Here is a 22668-nt window from a genome sequence, read left to right on the forward strand (position 1 = left end):
GGGACACCATATGACAAGTCAGGAAAGCAGCGCCGAGACGTTGTCGGTTTTACGGGCCGCCGCGGCAGGTAACGCGACCGAACCCGAACGGGGGAAGCGGGCCGGCGGCCTGCGCATCAAGGGCGCGGGCTTCGAGAGCGAGATCGGCGAGCATTGGGGCGAAAGCCCCCGTGAGGAGGTGCGTCGCAGTCCGCTGGCCGATGACGCCGCCAAGCATCGCGACGACTTCGCCGCGAGCCTGCCGGGGGAGCGGCTGGTGATTCCGGCCGGCGCCATCCGCTTCCGTACCAACGACGTGACCTATAATTTCCGCGCCAGCACGCCGTTCGCGCACCTGACCGGTCTCGGCGGCGACATCGAGCCGGGTCCGGTGCTCGTCATCGACCCGGTCGTGCGCGAGGACGGCGCCGTGGGCCACCGCGACACGCTGTACGTCGCCCCGCCGATTGGACACGACGACAGGCGCTTCTACGCGGACGCCATGCACGGCGAGTTCTGGGTGGGCCCCGCGCCCACGTTGGCCGACTTCGAGACGATGACGGGCATCGAAACCCGTGACATCGCGGAGCTCAAGGAGGCGGTCGCCCGCAACGCTGGTGCCGACGGTCTGCGCGTGCGCGTGTTCCGCGGTGCTGATCCGGCGGTCGAGGCGCTGGTCGATGCGGTGCGCGAGGAATCCGGACTTGGCGGTAAGACCGCGAACCTGCCGCTCGATCTGGTGCTCGAGGAGCGCGAGGACGAGCTGCGCATCATCAAGACGCCGGCGGAAATCGAGCAGATTCGTCAGGCCATCCGCGCCACCGAACGCGGTTTCGAGCGCGTCGCCGACATCATCTCGCTCGCGCCCAAGGTCAAACGTGGTGAACGACTCATCGAAGGTGTGTTCACGGGCTCTTGCCGCATGGAGGGCAACGACGTTTCCTTCGAGACCGTGGTCGGTTCCGGCCGTCGCTCCACGTTCCTGCACTACATGATCAACAATCATCCGGTGTCCGACGGCGACGTGGTGGTGCTCGACGCCGGTGCCGAATCGCAGTACCTGTACGCGGCCGACGTGACCCGCACCCTGCCGGTGAACGGGCACTATTCGCCGGCCCAGCGCCGCGTGGCGCAGGCCGTGCTTGACGCCTCCAACGCGGCCATCGCCGCCGCCAACAAGCCGGGTGCCCGCTACCGCGACCTCATGGCGGCGGCCATGGCATCCGTGGCCCATTCGTTGGAGGATATGGGCATCCTGCCGGTCAGCGCCGAGGAATCCCTGAAGCCAGACGGCCAGCAGCACTGCCGTTGGCTGTACCACGGCACAGGCCACCACCTCGGCCTCGACTGCCACGACGCCCAGCATGCGCGCGACGAATACTATCCGGACGCCGAACTCAAGCCCGGCATGGTCTTCACGATGGAACCCGGACTGTACTTCCACGACAACGACCTGCTCGTGCCCGAGGAGTACCGCGGTATCGGCGTGCGCCTTGAGGACGACCTGCTCGTCACCGACAGCGGCGAGGTTGTGATCCTGAGCGACGGTGTGCCGCGCAGCACCGAAGGCATCGAGGCATGGATGGCCATGCACAGCCCGGACCGCTACATCGCCGACCTGACCGGCTACGACCCATCCCTGGCCAACTGATACTGGGCTGTGCCGCGAAGGCTTCCTTCTTTGGAGGTCGAGCCATGGAAAGGCTCCTCTCTTTGAGGGGAGCTGTCAGCGAAGCTGACTGAGGAGAGTCTTCCCCGCAATCCATGCGGCAACAAACCGTGCAACATAACTGAATCAAAGGAACAACGGAATCGCAGTGGTCCCCTGCCGGAAGTGCCGGTGCACCGGCCGCACACATCACGTATGCGCCAGTGCACCGGAAGCGCGGGGGACGATACCGCCGAAAGGACATAATCCATGGGCAACGAACCGCAATACGACGCCGAAACGCTTGCGCGCCTCAACGCCTTGGCCGCCGACAACGACCTCAAGCCGCAAGCCGGACGCCGAGGGGGAGGCCTGCCGCTGAAGGGCAAGGGCTTCGAGGACATCATCTTCAAGCACTGGGGGGCGAACCCGAACAAGAAGGTCTTCACGCGCAGCCCCTTCGCCGATGACGCCGCCACGCACCGCGCCGAACTCGTCTCCAAGCTGCCCGGCGAACGCCTCGTCATCCCGGCCGGCACCGTACGCCATCGCACCTGGGACATCGACTTCCTGTTCCGCACCGGCACCGCGTACGCACATCTGACCGGTCTCGGCCGCGACCTCGAGGCGGACTCCGCGCTGGTCATCGACCCCGTGCTCAACGAGGACGGCACCGCCGGATACCATGCCACGATCTATCTGGAGCCGGCCATCGACCGCTCCAACCCGCGCTTCTTCTCCGACTCCAAGCATGGCGAGTTCTGGGTGGGCCCGCGCCCGATGCCCGAGGACTTCCACATCATGACCGGCCTCGACATCAAGGATCGCACCGAGCTTGAAGACGCCCTGCGCGCCGGAGCCGGCCCGGACGGCATCCACATCCGCGTGCTGCGCGGCTACGACCCGAGCATCGACGCCTTGGTGGACAAGGTGCGCGAGGAGTCCGGATTGGGCGACGCCGCGGCCAACCGAGGTGTGGACGCCGTGCTCGAGCAGAGCGAGGACGAATGCCGCATCATCAAGACGCCGCGTGAGGTGGCCGAGATCCAGAAGGCCGTCGAGGCCACGCAGCGCGGTTTCGACCGAGTGGCGGACATCCTGCCCATCGCCCGTCAGGTCAAGCGCGGCGAGCGTCTGCTTGAGGCCACGTTCACCCACTCCTGCCGATACGAGGGCAACTACATCTCCTTCGAGACGAACGCCGCCTCCGGCCCGCGCGCCACCATCCTCGACTACCACGCCAACGACCACGCGCTCAAGGACGGTGAGCTGTTCCTGCTCGACGCGGGCATCGAACTCGATTCGCTGTACAGCGCCGACATCACGCGCACGTTCCCGGTGAACGGCAAGTTCTCCAAGGCCCAGCGTGAGATCTACCAGGCTGTGCTCGACTCGGCCGACGCGGCCATCGAGGCCGCCAACAAACCGGGCGCCGTCTACCACGACATGATGGATGCGGTGATGGTCTCCATCGCGCACTCGCTCGAGAAGCTCGGCATCCTGCCGGTCAGCGCCGAGGAAGCCCTGAAGCCCGACGGCCATCAGTACCAGCGCTGGCTGTACCACGGCACCGGTCACCACCTCGGCCTCGACTGCCACGACGCCTACCGTTCGCGCAACGAGTTCTATCCGGACGCGCCGCTCAAGCCCGGCATGGTGTTCACGCTCGAGCCGGGACTGTACTTCGACGCCGCCGACGAGCTGGTGCCCGAGGAATACCGCGGCATCGGCGCACGCATCGAGGACGACCTGCGGGTCGACGAGAACGGCCGTACCGTGCTCATGACCACGTTCGCCCGCACGCCTGACGAGATCGAGGCGTGGCTCGCCGCCCACGGCCCCGAGGACTACCTCCAGAGCTTCCTCGATCACGAGGCCGCCTGTGCCGAGTGACCTCTTTGAGGGCCGAACCGTGAGGCGGGCAGTCCGGTGGACTGTCTGTAGGTGAGGTGAGCGGCTGTGCCGCGAAGGCTCCCCTCTTTGAGGGCCGAACCGTGAGGCGGACAGTCCGGTGGACTGTCCGTAGGTGAGGTGAGCGGCTGTGCCGCGAAGGCTCCCCTCTTTGAGGGGAGCCACTTTTTCCTTTCATCCCAATAATCAGACAAACCAGTCACCCGTAATACACTGGTCCTACCATGCGGACCCAATGACGGTTCCGCGCCGTTTTCTCCCCACGGAATCGTTCGCGATTCCCCTACTTGACGACAATGCAGGAGGTATCTGATATGCATGCAATGAAGAGGGCCGCGGCGGCCATCGCGGCGGTGTGCGCACTGGCCATGGGATTGGCCGGTTGCGGCGCGAAGCAGAACGGCACATCATCCGAGCAGGGCCAGATCATCACGGTCGGCAGCAAGGAACCCACCAATCCTCTCACTCCCGGGCAGACACTCGACGGCAACGCCGGTCAGATCATCAACACGCTGTATGCGGGACTGGTCAGCTACAACGCCGATGGCAGCACCCGCAACGAAGTCGCCAAGGAGATTAAGGCCAACGACGATTCCACCGAATTCACCATCACCCTGAACGACGGATGGAAGTTCACCGATGGCACGGCCGTGACGGCGAAGTCCTTCGCCCGTGCGTGGAGCTACGTGGCGAACGTGACCAACGGCCAGCTGGGCGCCTCTTTCTTCTCCACCATCGAAGGCTATGACGACCTGCAGAAGGACGGCGTGGACGGTGACGCGCAACTTTCCGGCCTCGAGGTCAAGGACGATTCCACGCTGATCGTGCACATGTCCCGCCCGGATTCGGTGTTTCCGCTCAAACTCGGGTACTACGCGTTCTTCCCGCTGCCTGATTCCTTCTACAAGGACCCGAAGTCCTACGCTGAGCACCCCGTCGGCAACGGGCCATACAAGTTCGAGTCGTGGACCCACGGCACGAGTCTCAAAGTCGTCAAGAATCCCGACTATGAGGGTCCCCGCAAGGCCAAGAACGACGGCATTACCTTCAAGATGTACACCGATACCAACGGCGCCTACGCGGATGTGCAAAGCGGCAATCTTGACATCCTGACCACGCTGCCCTCCACGGCGCTCGGCTCCTTCCAGAACAACAAGCTGGTCAAGGCGTACAACGAGCCCGGCTCGAGCTTCGTGGCCATGATGTTCCCGGCCAAGAGCAACCACATCACGTATGACGAGGAAGGCCGCCTGCGCCGTCAGGCCATCTCCAAGGCCATCGACCGCGAGACCATCGTCGAGAAGATCCTGCACGGCACCGCCACGCCCGCGACCGACTTCATCGCCCCGCCGATTTCGGGATACAGCAGCACGCTGAAGAACAAGTCGAACATCGAATACGACGCGGCCGAGGCGAAGGCCCTGTGGGCCAAGGCCGACGAGATCAGCCCGTGGAGCGGCGAGCTGGAGATCGACTATCCGTCCGATGCGCCGGTGAAGGAATGGATTCAGGCCATCGCCAACGGGCTGAAGAACACGCTGGGCATCGAGGTGAAGATCAACGCCTTCCCGACCAGCAAGGATTATTACACCGCTATGGATGAGCGCAAGCTCGGCGGTATGTACCGCGGCGGCTGGGCGCCGGACTACCCGTCCGCGGAGAACTACCTTGTGCAGCTGTATTCGTCCGCGGCCGCCGACGGCAAGGGCGGCAACTCCAGCGACTACAAGAACCCCGACTTCGACGCTGCGATGGACGCGGCCGCCGCCTCGTCGTCCGTCGAGGAGGCGAACAAGCACTATCAGGAGGGTGAGGAGTATCTGCTTGAGGACCTGCCATCGATTCCGCTGTGGTACACGAACACTGTCGCGGTCTCGACGCCGAATCTGAAGAACGTCGCCTTCGACTTCCAGAGCAATCCGGTGCTGTACGACATCACGAAGTGATGGTGAGTGGGGATGGGCGCAACCGCGGTTGGTTGTGTTCGCATTCCGCACGGCTGTGTGCTCGGTGCTCCTGCACCGCTGCCTGCCTTCCTTCGCATCGCTGCCCGCAGTCCGTCATTGCTGCCCGCCTCCGCGTTGCTGCGGCAGCGGCCGTGGCGGCCGTTTTCTACCAGAACCCACCGGCTCCCAGTAGAAAACGGCCGCAAATCAGGGTCTCAGCGGCCGTTTTCTACTAGGAGTCGTGCTCTTCTGGTAGAAACCGACCGCTGACGAGCGGTTTTGCGTCCGTTTTCTACCAGAATCCTCTTTCTTCTGACAGAATCCGGACGCAAATAGGCCACTCAGCGTCCGGATTCTGTCAGGAAGCCGCTGGTCCTGACCATAAACGGACGCTAACAGACCGATTTGCGTCCGATTATGGTCAGTAAGCCTTCACTCCTGACACAAACCGGACGGTACAAGGAGTGCAGGTACACGAAAAGGGTGTGTCCCCACAACGGGAACACACCATCTTCCGGTTCACGGCCAACTGGCATCAAGCGTGCCGGCCGCCGAGGACTACTCGATGATCACGTCCTCGGGCTTGATGTCGGAGGTGAAGCTCGGGGCGAGCTCGGTCTCGTAGGCGTTCTTGAAGAAGCCGTCGGCGCTGAGCTGCTTGATCTCCTTGTTGGTCCAGTCGAGCAGATCCTTGTTACCCTTCTTCACGGCCGGGGCGATGGTGGATTCCTCACCGAGGGTCTTGACGCCCACGGTGTAGCCCGGGTTGTCCTTGGCCCAGGCGTACAGGTAGGTGTTGTCGTCGGCGAGGGCGGCCACACGGCCATCCTTGAAGGCCTGGAACTGCTGGGTCTTGGAATCGAACTTCTGCAGCTCGACGTCGGGGTAGTTCTCGGTGAAGTAGGTCTCGGCGGTGGTGCCCTTGGTCACGGCCAGCTGCTTGCCCTTGAGCTGGTCGGCGCTGGTAATCTTGGCGCTGTCGGGGGAGACCACGCCGATGGACACCTTCATGTACGGCTCGGCGAAGTCGACGACCTGCTTGCGCTCGTCGGTCACGGTGAAGTTGGCGAGCACGAGGTCCACCTTGTCGCTCTTCAGGGAGTCCACACGGCCGTCGGCGTTGACCTGCACCCACTCGACCTTGACGCCGAGGTCCTTGCCGATCTGGTTGCCGAGGGCCACGTCGTAGCCGGCGCGGGTGCCGTCGTTCTTCACGTAGCCGTAGGGCGGCAGGTCGCCGAAGGTGGCGATGCGGATGGTGCCGTCCTTCTTGATCTGATCGACGGTCTTGCCCTCCTGGGACGAGCCGGACGAGCTGGACGAACCGGATGCGCCGGCGGCCGCCGGGTCCGGGCCGTTGCCGCAGGCGGCCACGGAGATCAGCGTGGCCGCGGCGAGCAGACCCGCCGCAATCCTCTTGGCATTCTTGAACATGATAGTTCCTCTCCTCTTGGTTATGTGGTTATGGTTGTTGGTTGGTTTCAGGAAAAGTGTGCAATCAGTCCTGCGGCTCGGCACCCACCGGTGCCATGCTCTCCAGGAAGTTCCGGGCACGATCGGTCTGGGGATGGGTGAAGAACTCGTTGCCGGACTGGCGTTCGAGAATCACGCCGTTCTCCAGGAACATCACCGTGTCTGCCACGCGGCGTGCGAACTCCATCTCGTGCGTCACCACGATCATGGTCATGTGTCGCTTGGCCAGGCGCAGCATAAGCTCGAGCACCTCGCGCACCATCTCGGGGTCGAGCGAGGCGGTCACCTCGTCGAACAGCATGAGCTCCGGGTTCATCGCCAGCGCGCGCACGATGGCGATGCGCTGCTTCTGGCCGCCCGACAGCTCACGCGGATAGGCGTTCTTGTACTCGCTCAGCTGCACGTCGGCCAGCAGACGGTCCATCTGCTCGTCCACCTCGGCCTTCGGACGCTTCTGCACCTTGGTGGGGCCGAGCTCGATGTTCTTCGCCACGGTAAGGTTCGGGAACAGGTCGTAGCTCTGGAACACCATGCCGATCTCGGTGCGCAGCTTGCGCCATGCGCGCTCGTTGTTGGCCGGCACCGTCCGCCCCTTGAACACGATCTCGCCGCCCTGGATGGTCTCGAGGCCGTTGAGGCAGCGGATGAGCGTGGACTTGCCGGAGCCGGAGGGTCCGAGCAGCACGAGCACCTGACCGCGCTTGACATCGAAGCTCACATCCTTGAGCACCTCGTGGGTGCCGTAGGACTTCTTGAGATGACGGACGGACAGCAGCGGCGCGTCATCGGGGGAGATGGCGGAATCACCGGAACCGTGGCCGGCCGTCGTCGCCGAGGTTGTCGCCGGATTCGGCGCGGCCGACGGGTTGAGGACTGCGGAATCAGCCATTGTTGCGCTCCTTGGCTCGCTTTTCGAGGGCCTTGGCGATCATCGCCAGCGGCCAGCAGATGATGAAATACAGGAAGAAGATGAATCCGTACACCCAGAACGCGGCGTCCGGATGGGTCATGCGGTTGGCCTCCATGATCTGCTGGCCCACCGTGATCACGTCGATCACGCTGATGAGCAGCAGCAGGGAGGTGGTCATGATCACGCGGGCGGCCAGGTTGATGGTGGCCGGAATCATGAGGTTGATGGACTGCGGGATGCGCACGTACCACAGCAACTGCAGCCCGTTCATGCCGAGGGCCTTACCGGCGTCCACCTGATGATCGGACACGGAGATCAGGGCGCCGCGCACGATGTCGCTGATCTCGGCCGACACCCACAGGCCGAACGCCACCACGGCCACCGTGACGCCGTCCACCTGCACGCCGAGTTCGCGCGGCAGGATGTAGTAGGACAGGAACAGCAGCACCAGCGTGGGCACGATGCGGAAGAACTCGAGGTAGAGGCGCAGCGCGGCGCGCAGCACAGGGTTCTTCAGGATGCGCAGGGCGCCGAGCACCACGCCCAGCGGGATGCCGACCAGCAGAGCCAGCCCGGCCACCGTCACCGAAGTGCCGAGGCCGGACAGGAGACGGGTGAAGTTGTCGCCGGTGAACAGCACGCTCGCGCCGGAAGCCAGCGTGGTGGACGCGGGATACGCGGGGGAGAGCGCCACGTCAGTTATCGCCGAAAGTACCACGACGGACCCTCCTTTCCAGCAGCGTCAGGATGATGGACAACGGGATGAGGATGATTGCGTACGCCACCACCAGCATGAACAGGTATTCGTCGCTGCGGTAGTACATGCCGATCAGGTCGCGCGCGGTGTTGGTGAGCTCGGGCACGGCAATCACGGTGAACACCGAGGTTTCCTTGACCATGAAGATGATGTTCGCGGCCACCGCCGGCACGCTGCGCGTCAGTCCCTGCGGCAACGTGACGTGCCGGATCATCTGCAGCGGGGCGAGACCCAGCGCGCGCGCCGATTCCTTCTGCACGCGCGGGATGCCGCTGAAGCCGCCCTCGAACGCGCCGGACATGTAGGCCGCGCCGAAGATGGACATGCCCACGATCGCGCAGGTCTGGGCGCTCCACATGATGCCCACGGAGGGCAGGCCGTAGTACAGGAAGAACAGCTGGATGAGCAGCGGGGTGTTGCGGAACAGCTCTTGGAACACGGTGCTGATCTGCGCGAGCACGGGCGTGCGGTACTCGCGCAGCAAGGCCAGCACCAGTCCCAGCGCGGTGGCCAGCACCACGCTGATGGCGGACAGCTTGAGCGTGAGCACGAACGCGCGCTCGAACAGCGGGAGCGCGGACTGCATGATCTGCCAGCTCACGGTCTGCCCTCCTCTCGTGATTGCTTTGGTTGTAGTACTTGGTTCATGTCTCTCTCATGTCTGCATGTGCGCATGCGAACCCATGCGTGCCGTGCGTTCTGTGCGTGCCGTGCGTTCCGCCCGCGCGGTGCCGCCCAGACTAGGCGGTCCGGGTGGGGCGTGACGGACCATGGGTCCGCGATGGGTCTCGCCGGCCCGTCGCAGGCCGTGCAGGGCGGCCTCGGTTTGCTAACTAACGCTTAAGGATAACGGGTGTGGGGCCGGTCCTTTGTACGAAGAAGCCGACGACGGCTCGTCGGCGGGAGCCTGTTCGAGCGGTTCCATGAGCCGGTCGGCGGCCGCGGCGTAGCGCCCGAGGCCCGTTGCCGGGCGTTGAATCCCAATGGTTGCAATGGATTGCGCGCGGCCAGGCGATGCCGACGGTGGGCGGGGCGATGCCGTGGTGTCATGGCGTGATATGAGTGGCGCTTATACCCGGCTATCAGATACTCCGAAGAGGCGGATGTCCATATTATGCGATTGTGCGCGGCCGGACGTTTCTCGCGGGGTGTTCCGTGCGGGAGTTTTCCGCGAGGCGCGCGGGTGTTTCGCGCGGGAGGGCGCTTGTCGCTTTGCCCCTTAGACTGGAAGCCATGTCTCTTACTATTGGAATCGTCGGACTGCCGAACGTCGGCAAGTCCACCATGTTCAACGCACTGACCCGCAACAACGTGCTCGCCGAGAACTACCCGTTCGCCACCATCGAGCCGAACACCGGCATCGTGCCGCTGCCGGACAAGCGTCTGCCCGTGCTCGCCGAGCTGGTGCACACGGAGAAGATTGTGCCCGCCACGGTGACCTTCGTGGATATCGCCGGCATCGTCAAGGGCGCCTCCGAGGGCGAGGGTCTGGGCAACAAGTTCCTGGCCAACATCCGTGAGGCCGACGCGATCTGCGAGGTCGTGCGCGCCTTCGTGGACGACGACATCGTGCACGTCAACGGCAAGGTCGATCCGGCCGACGACATCGACACCATCAACACTGAGCTGATTCTGGCCGATTTGCAGACCATCGAGAACGCGCTGCCGAAGCTCGAGAAGGATCTTCGCGGCAAGAAGATCGAGCCGGCGTATCTGGACGCGGTCAAGAAGGCCAAGGAGATCCTCGAGGCCGGCGAAACGCTGGACAAGGCCGCGCGCGAGGGCCGTTTCGACAAGGACTCCGTCTACGACCTGCACCTGATGACCGCCAAGCCGTTCATCTACGTGTTCAACGTGGACGACAACGAGCTGCAGAACAAGGAGCTGCAGTCCAAGCTCGCCGCGTCCGTGGCCCCGGCGCCGGCCGTGTTCCTCAACGCCCAGTTCGAGGCCGACCTCACCGAGCTCGATGAGGCCGATGCCCGCGAGATGCTCGCCGACGCGGGACTCAAGGAGTCCGGTCTAGACCAGCTGGCCCGCGTGGGCTTCGACATCCTCGGCCTGCAGACCTTCCTGACTGCGGGCGAGAAGGAAGTGCGCGCCTGGCAGATTCACAAGGGCTGGACCGCACCGCAGGCCGCCGGCGTGATCCACACCGACTTCGAGAAGGGCTTCATCAAGGCCGACATCGTCTCCTACGACGACTTCGTGGCCGCCGAAGGCTCGATGGTCAAGATCAAGGAGGAAGGCAAGCTCCGTCAGGAGGGCCGCGACTACGTGATGCAGGATGGCGACATCGTCGAGTTCAAGTTCAACGTGTCGAAGTAGTGATTGTCGGGTAGAGCTGAGGGCCTTGGATTCCAGTGATTCCAAGGCCCTTGTTTATGTTGCAAACAATTGTCGGCGCGAGAGGTTGCGCTGTGGCATTTGCTCCGGAAATATGAGAAGAGCCTTCCGGGTTGCGCACTGTAAGGAGGCGTGGAAGGCTGCTGTTGACTTGAATCTATCGCGCGACCATGACTGTATGCTTGCCGATTGCTTACGATGGTAATTCTGCCGCGGGAATATATACTCGAAATAGGGTTTTCTCAAGTCGGAATGGAGGCGGGCATGCCGGAGCTGAGCAGATTCTTCGGAATCATCGTTCGCATGATGTACCAAGATGAAAGCGAACATCACAAGCCTCACGTCCATGTGTACTACGGTGACTTCAAAGCCTCTATCGGCATCGATGGCGAGCTGTTGGCCGGCTCCCTTCCCGCCAAGCAATACAAACTGGTGGCCGCGTGGCTTGTCCTGCATGAGGACGAATTGTATAAAGCATGGAATGAAGCGGTGTCCGGGCGTCCGTTCGACCGTATCAAGCCGCTTTCATAAGGAAAGAAGCCCATCATGTTTGAGATGAACGGTATTCTGTATGCGGATGAGCCGTCCCGGGAGCTGGAAGTCAGATCAGCCCGCGTCACCGGCGACCAAATCATGCTGGTGATGTTCTCCACCGGCGAGACGCGTCTGTGCGATTTCACCGAGATGTACGACGATGTTCCTGCCTTCGCTCCATTGCGGGATGAGAAGACATTCGAGGACTTCCGTATCGATCACGGAATCTTGACTTGGTGCGACGGTGACATCGACATCTCGCCCACATACTTGTATGAGCACTCATACGAATACGCCGCCTATGGTGAGCTGGTTTCAGCCTGATACCGTACATCGACATCGTCGAGTTCAAGTTCAACGTGTCAGAATAGTCTCCGGCATCCTGTGTCGGATGGGTTTTTGTCTCCCACTACCAGGGAGCTGGCCTGTGAAGTGGGTTTGAGGGGTGGTCCGCTCGTCAACGAGTGTACGGTGCGCCATGTCGGTTGTTTCTGACTGTCTTCGCAAACGGCTTCATACCGCGGTTTTGCTGGTGTGAAGCCGTTGTGCGTATGGGTGTTGTCCCCATTGCCGTCGTTGCCATTGTTTTCGCGGATTGGGTACATTACCGCTTGTCCCGATATTCCATATCGGCGGGTTTTATGCGATGGTGGCAAGGCGCTTTGCTGCAATCATTTATGATGATTTGGTGAAAACGTTGGAATTGCAACGTTTTCACGCGATGATGATTTGCCCCCCATCGTCGTCTGTAGCGTTCAACAAGCATATGGTGGCATGCCGTTTTGTCCCCATTCCCCGAAATCCGCGAATTGGTCATATGAGGGCATATGGGGCAAGCTCAAGGCGCAAATCAGAAGCACAAGCAAAAACCGCATGCAGGATGTGCGTGGCGCGCGGACATCGCGTCAGGAGCATAGCATCAGCCACATCGGACGTTCGTGATCACAGAGCCTGCATTCATGTCGCGCGAGAGTCCACAGCGCATTTCCGGCGCCGCACGTCGGTTATGATGACACCGCAAATCTGCGTACATCGTGAGGAATTGGAGGAAGGCGTCGTCATGATCGGTGGCAGGGAGACCGCGGCGGAGTCGTTGACGAGGGACCTGATTCATCGCTTCTACTCGGGTGACGCGCGGTGGTTGGCCGGACACTTCGCTCCCGATTTCACGGGTATCGGTGCGCAGTCGGAGCAATATCGCATCAGTATCGACGATATTCTTCGCAATACTGGGGTCATGCCTGATTTGGTGTTCGTTCGGGAGCGCTACGAGCAGGTGGCGCAGTCAGGCGATATGACCGTGGTGATGGGTCAGTACGCGGCCTATGTCGCGCCGGGGCAGGATATGGCGTTCGCCGATATCCAGCGATTCACCGTGATCTGGCGTGATATCCAAGACCGTGATCTTCAGAACAATGGTCTTCAGAACAATGACATGTCGCGTGCGAAACTGGTGCATTGGCATCTGTCGAATCCGTTGCGCGCCTCCGTAAAAGGTGAACGGTTCCCGCGCAGAACGGCGTTGGGGATTTCGCGTGCGATGTCGTTGATGACCGAACAGAAACGGTATCAGCGTGAATTGCAGATCCAGGACGTGACCGGCGCGACTCATCGACTGTTGCTGTTCGACCTGCAGTATGTAGAGTCCGCGGGGCATAACACGGTGCTGCACATGACGGATGGTGCACAATACGTGGTGCATCGCGGGCTTGGCGCATTTTTGGCTGACACCGGTCTGGAGGATAATCGATGCGGTTTCGTGCGCGTCCATCGCGGGTATGCGGTGAACGCGCTGTACGTGCGCAGTGTCTCCGACTGCGTGACGATGGTGAACGGCGAAACGCTGCCGGTGCCGTTGCGCAAGGTTACCGCCGTGCGTGAGGCCATCGCCGCCGCACGTATCGATGACGATATGCCATGACGGTTAGGGGTGGGTTTCGCGCCGCGCGGTTTCCGCCTGCGGGTCTTTTGAATGATTCCGCTTTTGGGCCGCTGCTGGGGTTTCCTGCGATGCCGCAAGTTGCTGCCGGCTTGGGTTGAACTCTCAAGCGGCTCTCGGGCGGAGTTCAGCGTTGCTGGGGAGCCAGTGTGTGGCTGGTTGGTGACGGTTAGTGTGCTGTTTGCGTTGTTGGGCGGCCAGTGACTGGCTTGTCGGCGCCACTGAGTCGGTCAGCGTCGTTGAGGGGCCAGTGCGTGGCTGTTCTGCGATGCCTGGAAGCTGATTTTCGGTGCAGAAAAACCAAGGTTTGGCTCTTTGACGACGCTGAGCGAGCGTACAGCGCTCAACGACCAGTGACTGGCTCGTTCGCAATAGCGGATTAAGGCTCAGCGTTGTCACTCGGCCGCGCGTTGGCTTGGCTGCGACGGTGTCGTGGAATAAACAACCACGAGCTGGCACCGGAGACCATCGTCTGTTGCTGCAGAATGCGTCGGGATGAGCGACGGTGCGGGATGGGGATGCACGACGACGCGGGACAGGAACGCGGATTATCATCGCAGGCGGCTGCGGAATGCGTTGCCCGCCGTCACACGCGGACAGCTCTGAGGGATGCCCACCCTTCAACGAATGGTTAACGATTATACGGTGCAAGACTCTGCAGGTTCTAGCGGTCTGTCTCGTAATTGGTTGAGTGGTGCTGGCCCCCTCTGACGGGACGTTGCCGTGAAGCAAGCAGCTCTGCTGTTTGCTTCACGGCAACGTCCTAACAAGGGGAGCCAAAAATATATTCAACGAATTAATGACGCGGGATACTAGCACATTCATGCCTTTGTGCATATCGTTCGTGCCTCGCCTCGTCCGCGTTCGGTTTCGCCTTGATAGCGTGGGGGAAGGGTCTCTTCCGCTGGCTTTTCGCCGTACGCGAATCTCGGGGGGGGGGGCTTCGATTCGGAGCTTTCTCGTCTCCTGATAGTGATGCGTGACGGCTCGTTTCGAAAATGCGTGTGCAATCCATTCGCGGGTGTGCGCATATAAAAATGACGAGGGATGGGGAGTCCAATGACGGGATCGAGAAGCGCACGACGGAGTTTGACTCGCTTGACGGCACTGCTGGCGGCCGTGTGCCTGTCCTGCATGGTGCCCGTGTTTCCGGCTGCGGCGGTGGAGAGGAATGACACTGCCGGTACACCGGATACGTCGGTACATCGGAATGACGATACCGATACAGGTCAGCATGCGCCGAGTGCGTCAACGGACGAGAACGGTGCCGATGATGCGACGGTGGATGGTGACGGTATAGCCGCTGATGAGTCGAACGCGGATACGCCGCCCGCCGACGATATAAGCGAGACCTCGGTGACATACAGGTATTACGACACTGAGAACGGCGAATGGAAGACCGGTCAGCCCGACGCCTATACCTCGGTGACGTCATCCACCGGAACATGGTCGAATGGCTGGTACGTCGCCGAGGGAAACGTGACGGTTACAAGACGCGTCACTGTGAAAGGCAATGTACACCTGATTCTCAAGGACGGCACTACGCTCAATGCCAACAAGGGCATCACCGTGAAATCCGGCAAAAGCCTGACCATCTACGCCCAATCCGAGAGCCCGGACAATCAAGGCGCGCTGAATGCCACAGGCAGCAATCAAGAGTCCGGTATCGGTGGTCGCAATGGGAAGGGTGCTGGCGCAGTCACCATCCACGGCGGCAAGGTGACCGCCAAGGGCGGTACCACGGATAATTACGCTCAAAACGAAGATGGCGGTGCCGGCATTGGCGGCGGCTACCGTGGTGCCGGCGGTACGGTGACCATCCACGGCGGCACGGTCAAAGCGATCGGCGGCGGCACGGGCACCCATTGTGCTTCCGGCATCGGCGGCGGTGTAGGTAAGACTGGCGGTACGGTCATCGTCAATGGAGGCAATGTCACCGCATACGGCGAGGCCTCCGGCATAGGCGGCGGTTATGCCAGAACCACCAATGGTACGGTGACCATCAACGGGGGCACCGTCACGGCGAACGGATACGAGGGCGGTATCAGTGGCGCAACGGTTACCGTCAACAGTGGCACTGTTGACGTGAGAGGAACCAAAGCCGCCATTAAAGGTGGTGCAGTGATGATTACTGGCGGCACCGTCACCGCAACCGGAGAAGACTATACATATGAAGGTGGCATCGGCGTTGGGGGTACCACGGTGACTATCAAGGGCGGTACCGTCAAGGCGACAGGAGGAAACAGCACCTTTAGGACTGGCGGTGCCGGCATCAACGGCGGGACAGTGGCAATCGCCGGCGGCGATGTCACTGCGGCGGGTGGCAAAGGCAATCGCGGTGGTGCCGGTATCGGCGGCGGATTTGACAAGGCCGGCGGTACGGTAATCATCAACGGTGGTACTGTCGCCGCAACCGGAGGCGTCGGCGAGTACGGTGCTGGTGCCGGTATTGGCGGTGCCTCAGGCAGGCCCGGAGGCACGGTGACCATCAATGGTGGTGTCGTCATCACCAAGGGAGGCGACGGTAAATACGGTAGCGGTGCCGGCATTGGCGGGGGCGGTGGTTACCCCAACGGAGGTAGCCCCGGCGGTGGTGCTGGCGGTACGGTGACCATTACGGGCGGTACTGTCACCGCAACCGGTGGCACCGTCACCGGTACCGAAGGAAAGCACGCCTCTGGTATCGGTGCTGGCAGCGACAACTCTTCGCATGGCTCGTTTGCCGTTAAGGATGCTGTGGTCGATGCGTCGAGCATCGGCGACAAGAGCGAGAAGGCCGAGTGGAACGGAATCGTGTTCGAGGGGAGCGACGGTCAGATTTACTTGTCCGGAGACGGCACATCGTTCACGTTGCAGCAGGATCTCTCCATCCCCGCTGGCAAGACGCTGACCGTTCCTGAGGGCATGACACTGGTCATTCCCGATGGCGTGAAGCTGACGATCTCCGAGAACGCCAAACTGGTTGTTTCCAAGAGTGCAGCGTTGGAAAACAACGGAACCATCACCGGCAACGGCACACTTGATGGTGCAGGCGAGCTCACCGGAAACGCCCCTTCCGGCTCCATTACGATGGGCGACGGTTTACGCAAGGCGACCGCCATCACGGTGTCCGTTACGCCCTCCAGATCGGTGACGGCCGGCTCCGAGATCACAATCACTGCGACTGTGACACAAGCCGCACAGGAGTCACAGACCTCCACCTTTATGATGACGCGGGCAGGCGCAATGCCGGTCACCAGCGGCACGGTGGACTTCTACCGTGTGAGCGCCGTGGATGGGCAATCCTCTGATTCGGGGACAAAGCTCAATAAAGAACCAGCGGTTGTGGATAAGAACGGCAAAGCCGAATTGAAGGTGACGGTCGATGGTACGTGGTCTGAGTCCACGATCAAGGCCGTGTACACTGCTGACGATTCCGGCAATCTGCCTTGGCTCAAGTCATCCACCGGCGAGACCACGTTGACCGTGGACCTTGTGAAGACTGAGACTATGGTGACGGTTAGCGCAAACTCGGTGACGATCGGTTCCGCAGCCACGCTCACCGCAACGGTGGCTGCTCAGGCCGACTCGGCCGTGCCGGTCTCGGACGGTACGGTGGAGTTCCTGCTTGATGCCGGGGAAGGTGAAGGCGGAGTGTCACTTGGCTCGACGACCGTAAGTAGTAACGGTAAAGCCACGCTGGATGTTGTCGTTTCCGACGAGCACTGGAAGCTGGGCGAGCGCACAATCACGGCCAAGTACTCCGGTACCACGACCTACGCGGCCTCCGAGGGAACGGCTTCGCTAACCGTGGAGTCCACGCCGTCGAATACGACGATTGCAATCGATCCTCCCGGGTCGGTGACATTCGGTGCCTCAATCAAGGCGATTACCGCAACGGTCACCACCGATAAGGGCACTTCGGTTACGGACGGAAAGGTCACGTTCCTGCTTGACGTTAAGGACGGCAAGCCAAGTGTTCAACTTGGCGAAGTGGAGGTAAAGAACGGCGCGGCCGTGCTGGAGAACATCGAGATTTCCGGTGATAACTGGAAGCCTGGCAAGCACGCAATCACGGCCAAGTACTCAGGTTCCGAGCAATCCCCGTGGTATGGGCCATCTGAAGGCTCGGCCGAGATAACGGTAATAGCTCCCGCGCCCAGCCCGTCCCCGTCGCCTTCCCCATATATGGGTTTGACGGTGTCGTCCAAGCCGAACAAGGTGGAGTATCGGATCGGCGAGGCGTTCGATGGTACGGGCATGGTGGTCAAGTACCGCAATCATGTGTTGGGCCCGGATCAGTACACGGTCGCGCTGGACACCTCCGTACCGGGCAAGGTGAAGGCATTCATCACCTTGGACTCCGACCCTTCGCAGATGATGTCGTTCGAGGTGACCGTCGTGGTCTCGGACGTTCAGGTGCATCGTTTGTATAACCGTTGGAGCGGCGAGCATTTCTACACGGCCGGCGAGACGGAATACCGGGCGCTGGTGAGGGCCGGCTGGCGTGATGAAGGCGTGGCCTTCACGATGGCCGATTACGGTACTCCCGTGTACCGTCTGTATCTGAAGGGTGGCAAGCATCTGTTCACCACCTCGCGGCGCGAGCGTGATGCGTTGAAGGCGGCCGGTTGGCGGTATGAGGGTGTGGCCTTCCATGTGCGGGACGATGGCACGGCGAAGAGCCCGGTGCATCGGTTGTATAGCCCGTGGAGCGGCGACCACCTGTTGACGACAAGCACGAGCGAGCGTGGCGTGCTGATGCTGTTCGGTTGGCGGTACGAGGGCGTCGCCTTCCAAGCCAAGTAATTCAAGGGTGGCCGGTTCCACAGCTTGTGTCTGAGGAACCGGCCGCTCCATGCGTGGCAAGGTTATGTTCTGACCATGATATTCTGGCAGGACGGGTGGGGCCGTGAGCTCATTGTTGAGCGGATTGCATAATGCGATGAAGGGCGGGGCGCATGCTATTGAGAATAGAATCCGCGAGGTTGCATGACCGGTTGCAACAGCGACGGGAGATGATCGGTTTCGGCACACGGGCCATGCATCTTGTCGCTGTTGTCAAGGGTGTCTTTCTGATATTGACGGCTGTAACCACATCCATGGGGTATTGGTGGCGCATCGGATTCGTTGTTGCTGCTACGGTGGTTACGTTGTACGCCGTGATTTCCGTTATCATTACTTGGAGCAAAGGTTACAATGCCGATGATTTGTATCAGGAGATGGTTGCTTTGGATAGGACGGAACGACGCAGCAGTATCATCGCGATCAACGACGGTAACCGCTATCTCCTATACCATGACACAGTTTGGGACTGTGATTTCTTCCCGAATCACCCTACTTCCGAGAATGACGAGGATAATCTGCGTCGATTGACTCGCTACCTGTCGGATGGATTTGATATTCCGCAGTCCGATTTCACGCTGGTTCGCGTTGCTCATGAAAATCATGAAAAGTACTCCACCGAGCATCACGAAAATCGCTGGTATGAGTATACGCTGTACCATGCCGACATAATTCGTATGCCTCAGGCCTGGCGGCATGACCAGTTCCATGTCGATTCCAAGGATTGTCTATGGATGACTGTGGAGCAGATGATGGATAATCCGATTATTCGTGAACGTAACGCCGATGTGGTGGGTATGGTCAGGCGGAGGCTGTAGAACCGTTTGGTGGCCCGTATGCCGCCACTGAGCCAAGGAGGAATCATGCCGGATATCGACTTGAACAACATCGACCTGACGAATCTGGATCTGTCCGCACTGGACCGGATTGCCGTATGGTACGGCGGGCTGCCGGCCGCGGTGCAGACCGCGCTGACCGTCGTGGTGGGCGCGGTGGTGGCCTACGTGGCGTTCAAGATCGTGGCCAAGATCATCAAGGGCATCGTGATATCGGCCATCGTCGCCATCCTTGCGTTCCTGCTGACCACCGTGCCCGGCAACATAATCCTCCATCAAGCGTACGACCGCGTCGAGCAGCAGGTCGCTACCAGCCTGAGCAAATGACAGTCAAATGATGGGCCAGTGACAAGCGGCTGACGGCGGCCCGGCTGGGCGATATTGGCCGAATACCCTGCCATGTGCCCAATACCGCCCAATACCGTGGCATAATCGGGCATATGCGTATTGTGATTCAGCGGGTGTCCCACGCCAGCGTGGACGTCGTCAACGAATTGGGCACCCTTGACCCCACCTTCGAGCCGCAGCAGATCGGCCCCGGCTACATGATTCTGGTCGGTGTGGCCGATTCGGACGGCGACGCCGAAATCGCCTGGCTCGCGCACAAGGTACTCAATCTGCGCGTCTTCGAGGATGAGCACGACAAAATGAACCGCTCCATCCAGGACATCGGTGGCGAAATCCTCTCGATCTCCCAGTTCACGCTGTACGGCGACGTGCACAAGGGCAACCGTCCCAGCTTCATCAAGGCAGGCAAGCCTGAACACGCAAACCTGACATGGATCAAGTTCAACGAGGCGTTGCGCTCCGGGGGAGTGCCGGTGCGGGAGGGCCGCTTCGGTGCGCACATGCGCGTCGGCCTGGTCAATGACGGACCGGTCACCATCGTCGTGGACACCGACGTGGACATGCCGCGCAAGGACTGAGCGGCAGACGGCAATCGACGGCGACTGACGACGAGAAGCGAGAGGCGAACGATGAGGGTATTCGATTTCGACGGCACGATCTACGACGGCGAAAGCCTGTTCGACCTTTATCTGTTCAGCGCCAGATACGATGCGAAGGTCTTCCGCCACATCGCCCCGGTGCTGCGGTACGCCATCAAATACAAGCTCGGCAAGGCCACGCTTGAGCAGATGGAACATGGCGTGGGCAAGGTCACGCAACGATACCTGCGTGACCTCAGCGGTTCGAAAGGCATTGATGACCTTCGCGTCGCGGCGCTGGGCGAGGCGGCCAAGGCCGGGCTGGGCGACGACGTGCTCGCCGGCGACGCCGCGCACAGCATCGCCAAGGCCGAATCCGACGATTCGACCAGTGGACTCAAGTCGCTGGTCAGCGCGTTCTGGGACCGCAACATGTCCAAGATCAAGCCGTGGTACCACCCGCGGCCGGACGACGTGATCCTCACCGCGTCCTTCGACGTGACGGTGGGGGAGGCCTGCCGCCGGCTCGGCGTCACGCGGCTCATCGCCTCCACCATCAACCCGGAGACGCTTGAGGTCACGTACCTCAACTTCAACACCAATAAACCCAAGCGATTGCGCGAGGTGCTCGGGCCCGACGCGGTGATCGACGAGTTCTATACGGACAGCAAGTTCGACCAGCCCATGATCGACATGGCGCGCAAGGGGTTCATGGTCAAAGGCAACACCATCACGCAGGTGAAGTGACCCCCGGACGATCCCGCCGGGTCGCGCATGGCTGGTCGTACGACGGCTATAGCAGTCATGATGGGCATACACGGGTCGGATTGGCCGGAGAAACAACGAAGGGGTTCCTCTCACAACGAGAGGAACCCCTTCATCAATGGTCGTGATCGCGACCTGTAATCACGCCTCGCAATCCCAACAGCGGCCAGCGTATCGGCGCCAAGGACAGACCGCTGGTGGGTACATAACAGCCGTCAACGGCGGTAATGACGGCGATGCTGCACGATGTGCTTGCCGCCATTACCGGCCTTGCCGTTCGGCCCCCACGGCCCGCGCGCCTCGGCCTTGAGCTGGGTGAGGTGATGCTTCATGGCCAGCAGCATGATGTGCGTGTCCTCAAGACCGAGGTGGCGTTCGGCGTCATCCTCACGGAGCGCTCCCTGACGCTTCGCGTATGCGTCGAGCGTGTTGTCGCCGTCGGGATGGCCCTCGCACGGAATCGAGCCCTCATCCCACAGGCGGCTCATCGGCAGCGTATCGATGATCGTCACATGGCCGTCGCGGTACGCCTCGGCGTAACCGGCCACATTGAGCATGAAGAAGCTGTGCTCGAACGTGGCCATATGCGCCACGAACGGCTGCGAGGTCAGGCGCTTGAGCAGGTCGGCCTGCGCTTCCGGGTCCTCGTCGAAGAGCGGGTACTCCTCGCCGACGCGCGTGCTGATGTCGATGCCGGTGAGCTGGATGATGAACGGGTTGCCGTGACGGGCCGCTTCAGGCGAGACGCCGAACGAGAAGCGATGTTGGTCGTAGGCGTCGCCGCCCTGATAGTAGTCCTTGTCGTATTGGTAGTCGCCCGGCGCATCCTTCGGACGCGGCGAGGCCATGTTCATGTACTCGAAGCCCACGTCGATGATGTACGCGCGGTACGGTTCGGTGCCGTTGGTCTCCAGATCGATGCCCATCACCTTGTCCACGTCGCGGCCCGGCAGGAACACCTCGCGCCAGTAGTCCTTCGGCGCGGCGGCCATGCGGTCGGCAGTGTGCTCGGCCGCCGCGTGACGGAAGCGGGCGTACCGCGGCTCGGCCACCGCCGTCTCGTCGCGCGCCACCTGCTCGGTGTTCGGCACGGCGGGATTGTCGTCGTTGATCACCGGCTGGGCCTCGATGAGATAGTCGTTGCTGCCGGCGTCCGAGCTGGAGTCGGCCGGCGCGGACTCGTCGGGGCCGGCCTCCACTGAGCCGTAGCTCACCTCGTCGGCGTTCAGCAACGCCATCTGGCGATGGTGGCGGGCTTCCTCGCGCTTCTCGCGGTCGGCCTTGCGCTGCTCGGCGCGGGCATTGACGATCTCGGCCGTGCGGTCCTGGATGTCGTCCACCGGCACATCGGCCGTGGTGGTGAGCACGGGCACGGTAACGCGCTCCCGGTCCTCGTCCGCGACCGTCCACAGCCCCTCGGCGACTCCGCGGTCGCGCAGCAGCGCGATCTCGTCGTTGAGGCGGCGGTCCGCGTACGCCAGGGCGCGCGGCAGTTCGTAGGTCTTGATGTGACGGTCGAAATCACGCATGAACACCATGCTCATCTTCGCGATGATCGCCTCGAGACGGTCGCGAATCTGCAGATCCGCCTTCAGCAGGTTGTGTACGTTCGATTCGGCGCCCGGCTCCAGATCCGCCGGAGTGGCCACGCCGATGCCATGTTCGAGATCGAGCAGTCGCACCCAATCCCGGTTGATGTCGTTGTTATCCGCGTCCTTCAACATGATGTAGGACCACTGGCTGATGGTTTCCTTGGCCTCGGTCAGCCAGGAACGATCGATAATTGAGTTATTCCCCATGCCTCCCCATCGTAGTGCGTTCGGGTTTCGTCGGGGAACACCGGCTCTGGCCTGAGTCCGTGGTGAGGTTGAACG

The 22668-nt window shown here is 61.7% G+C and carries 17 protein-coding genes; 12 read left to right on the forward strand and 5 right to left on the reverse strand.

Going from position 1 to position 22668, the window contains the following annotated elements; genetic code table 11:
* Window positions 1-10: 10 nt before the first annotated feature.
* The 3 genes from BG22_RS00425 (at window position 11) to BG22_RS00435 (ending at window position 5484) form a co-directional block, all read left to right on the forward strand.
* Window positions 11-1630: an aminopeptidase P family protein gene (locus BG22_RS00425; RefSeq protein WP_140492060.1), complete on the forward strand. Its 1620-nt coding sequence runs from the start codon at window positions 11-13 to the stop codon at window positions 1628-1630.
* Between the two features lie 267 nt (window positions 1631-1897).
* A complete protein-coding gene (locus BG22_RS00430; protein WP_140492064.1) occupies window positions 1898-3520 on the forward strand; it encodes an aminopeptidase P N-terminal domain-containing protein in 1623 nt (540 codons plus the stop codon).
* Between the two features lie 341 nt (window positions 3521-3861).
* Window positions 3862-5484, forward strand: coding sequence for an ABC transporter substrate-binding protein (locus BG22_RS00435; protein ID WP_140492107.1), 1623 nt, complete (start codon window positions 3862-3864; stop codon window positions 5482-5484).
* 558 nt (window positions 5485-6042) lie between these two features.
* On the opposite strand, the gene BG22_RS00440 is transcribed toward BG22_RS00435, so the two are convergent.
* The 4 genes from BG22_RS00440 to BG22_RS00455 form a co-directional block, all read right to left on the reverse strand.
* Entirely contained in the window at window positions 6043-6918 is an 876-nt protein-coding gene (locus BG22_RS00440) for a transporter substrate-binding domain-containing protein (RefSeq protein ID WP_094668246.1), read from the reverse strand.
* Between the two features lie 64 nt (window positions 6919-6982).
* Window positions 6983-7753: an amino acid ABC transporter ATP-binding protein gene (locus tag BG22_RS00445; protein ID WP_140492110.1), complete on the reverse strand. Its 771-nt coding sequence runs from the start codon at window positions 7751-7753 to the stop codon at window positions 6983-6985.
* Window positions 7754-7838: 85 nt separating this feature from the next.
* On the reverse strand, window positions 7839-8585 hold the full coding sequence (locus tag BG22_RS00450; RefSeq protein ID WP_258186134.1) for an amino acid ABC transporter permease: 747 nt from the start codon (window positions 8583-8585) through the stop codon (window positions 7839-7841).
* Window positions 8563-9225 (reverse strand): amino acid ABC transporter permease, encoded by a 663-nt coding sequence (locus BG22_RS00455; protein ID WP_140492067.1) that lies wholly within the window; start codon window positions 9223-9225, stop codon window positions 8563-8565. Before BG22_RS00455 ends, BG22_RS00450 begins: the two co-directional genes overlap by 23 nt.
* 632 nt (window positions 9226-9857) lie before the next feature.
* On the opposite strand from BG22_RS00455, the gene ychF reads away from it, so the two are divergent.
* The 9 genes from ychF (at window position 9858) to BG22_RS00500 (ending at window position 20776) form a co-directional block, all read left to right on the forward strand.
* Entirely contained in the window at window positions 9858-10952 is a 1095-nt protein-coding gene (gene ychF / locus BG22_RS00460) for a redox-regulated ATPase YchF (RefSeq protein ID WP_094668248.1), read from the forward strand.
* 282 nt (window positions 10953-11234) lie between these two features.
* A complete protein-coding gene (locus BG22_RS00465) occupies window positions 11235-11501 on the forward strand; it encodes a DUF4160 domain-containing protein (RefSeq protein WP_094668249.1) in 267 nt (88 codons plus the stop codon).
* Window positions 11502-11516: 15 nt separating this feature from the next.
* Complete coding sequence (locus BG22_RS00470) at window positions 11517-11828, forward strand: DUF2442 domain-containing protein (RefSeq protein ID WP_140492070.1); 312 nt, start codon at window positions 11517-11519, stop codon at window positions 11826-11828.
* 718 nt (window positions 11829-12546) lie between these two features.
* Window positions 12547-13425, forward strand: coding sequence for a LytTR family DNA-binding domain-containing protein (locus tag BG22_RS00475; protein WP_181163313.1), 879 nt, complete (start codon window positions 12547-12549; stop codon window positions 13423-13425).
* A 1116-nt stretch (window positions 13426-14541) separates the two neighbouring features.
* Window positions 14542-18231, forward strand: coding sequence for an Ig-like domain repeat protein (locus tag BG22_RS00480; RefSeq protein WP_181163314.1), 3690 nt, complete (start codon window positions 14542-14544; stop codon window positions 18229-18231).
* 209 nt (window positions 18232-18440) lie between these two features.
* Complete coding sequence (locus tag BG22_RS00485; RefSeq protein WP_258186135.1) at window positions 18441-19085, forward strand: DUF1206 domain-containing protein; 645 nt, start codon at window positions 18441-18443, stop codon at window positions 19083-19085.
* Between the two features lie 45 nt (window positions 19086-19130).
* Window positions 19131-19430: a hypothetical protein gene (locus BG22_RS00490; protein WP_140492078.1), complete on the forward strand. Its 300-nt coding sequence runs from the start codon at window positions 19131-19133 to the stop codon at window positions 19428-19430.
* Window positions 19431-19543: 113 nt separating this feature from the next.
* Window positions 19544-20029 (forward strand): D-aminoacyl-tRNA deacylase, encoded by a 486-nt coding sequence (gene dtd / locus BG22_RS00495; protein WP_140492081.1) that lies wholly within the window; start codon window positions 19544-19546, stop codon window positions 20027-20029.
* A gap of 51 nt (window positions 20030-20080) precedes the next feature.
* A complete protein-coding gene (locus BG22_RS00500; RefSeq protein WP_140492083.1) occupies window positions 20081-20776 on the forward strand; it encodes a haloacid dehalogenase-like hydrolase in 696 nt (231 codons plus the stop codon).
* 233 nt (window positions 20777-21009) lie between these two features.
* On the opposite strand, the gene BG22_RS00505 is transcribed toward BG22_RS00500, so the two are convergent.
* On the reverse strand, window positions 21010-22593 hold the full coding sequence (locus tag BG22_RS00505; RefSeq protein ID WP_258186136.1) for a DNA polymerase III subunit epsilon: 1584 nt from the start codon (window positions 22591-22593) through the stop codon (window positions 21010-21012).
* Window positions 22594-22668 lie beyond the last annotated feature (75 nt).

Source organism: Bifidobacterium sp. UTBIF-78 (genome assembly GCF_006408945.1).
In the GTDB taxonomy this organism is placed as follows: Bacteria; Actinomycetota; Actinomycetes; order Actinomycetales; family Bifidobacteriaceae; genus Bifidobacterium; species Bifidobacterium myosotis.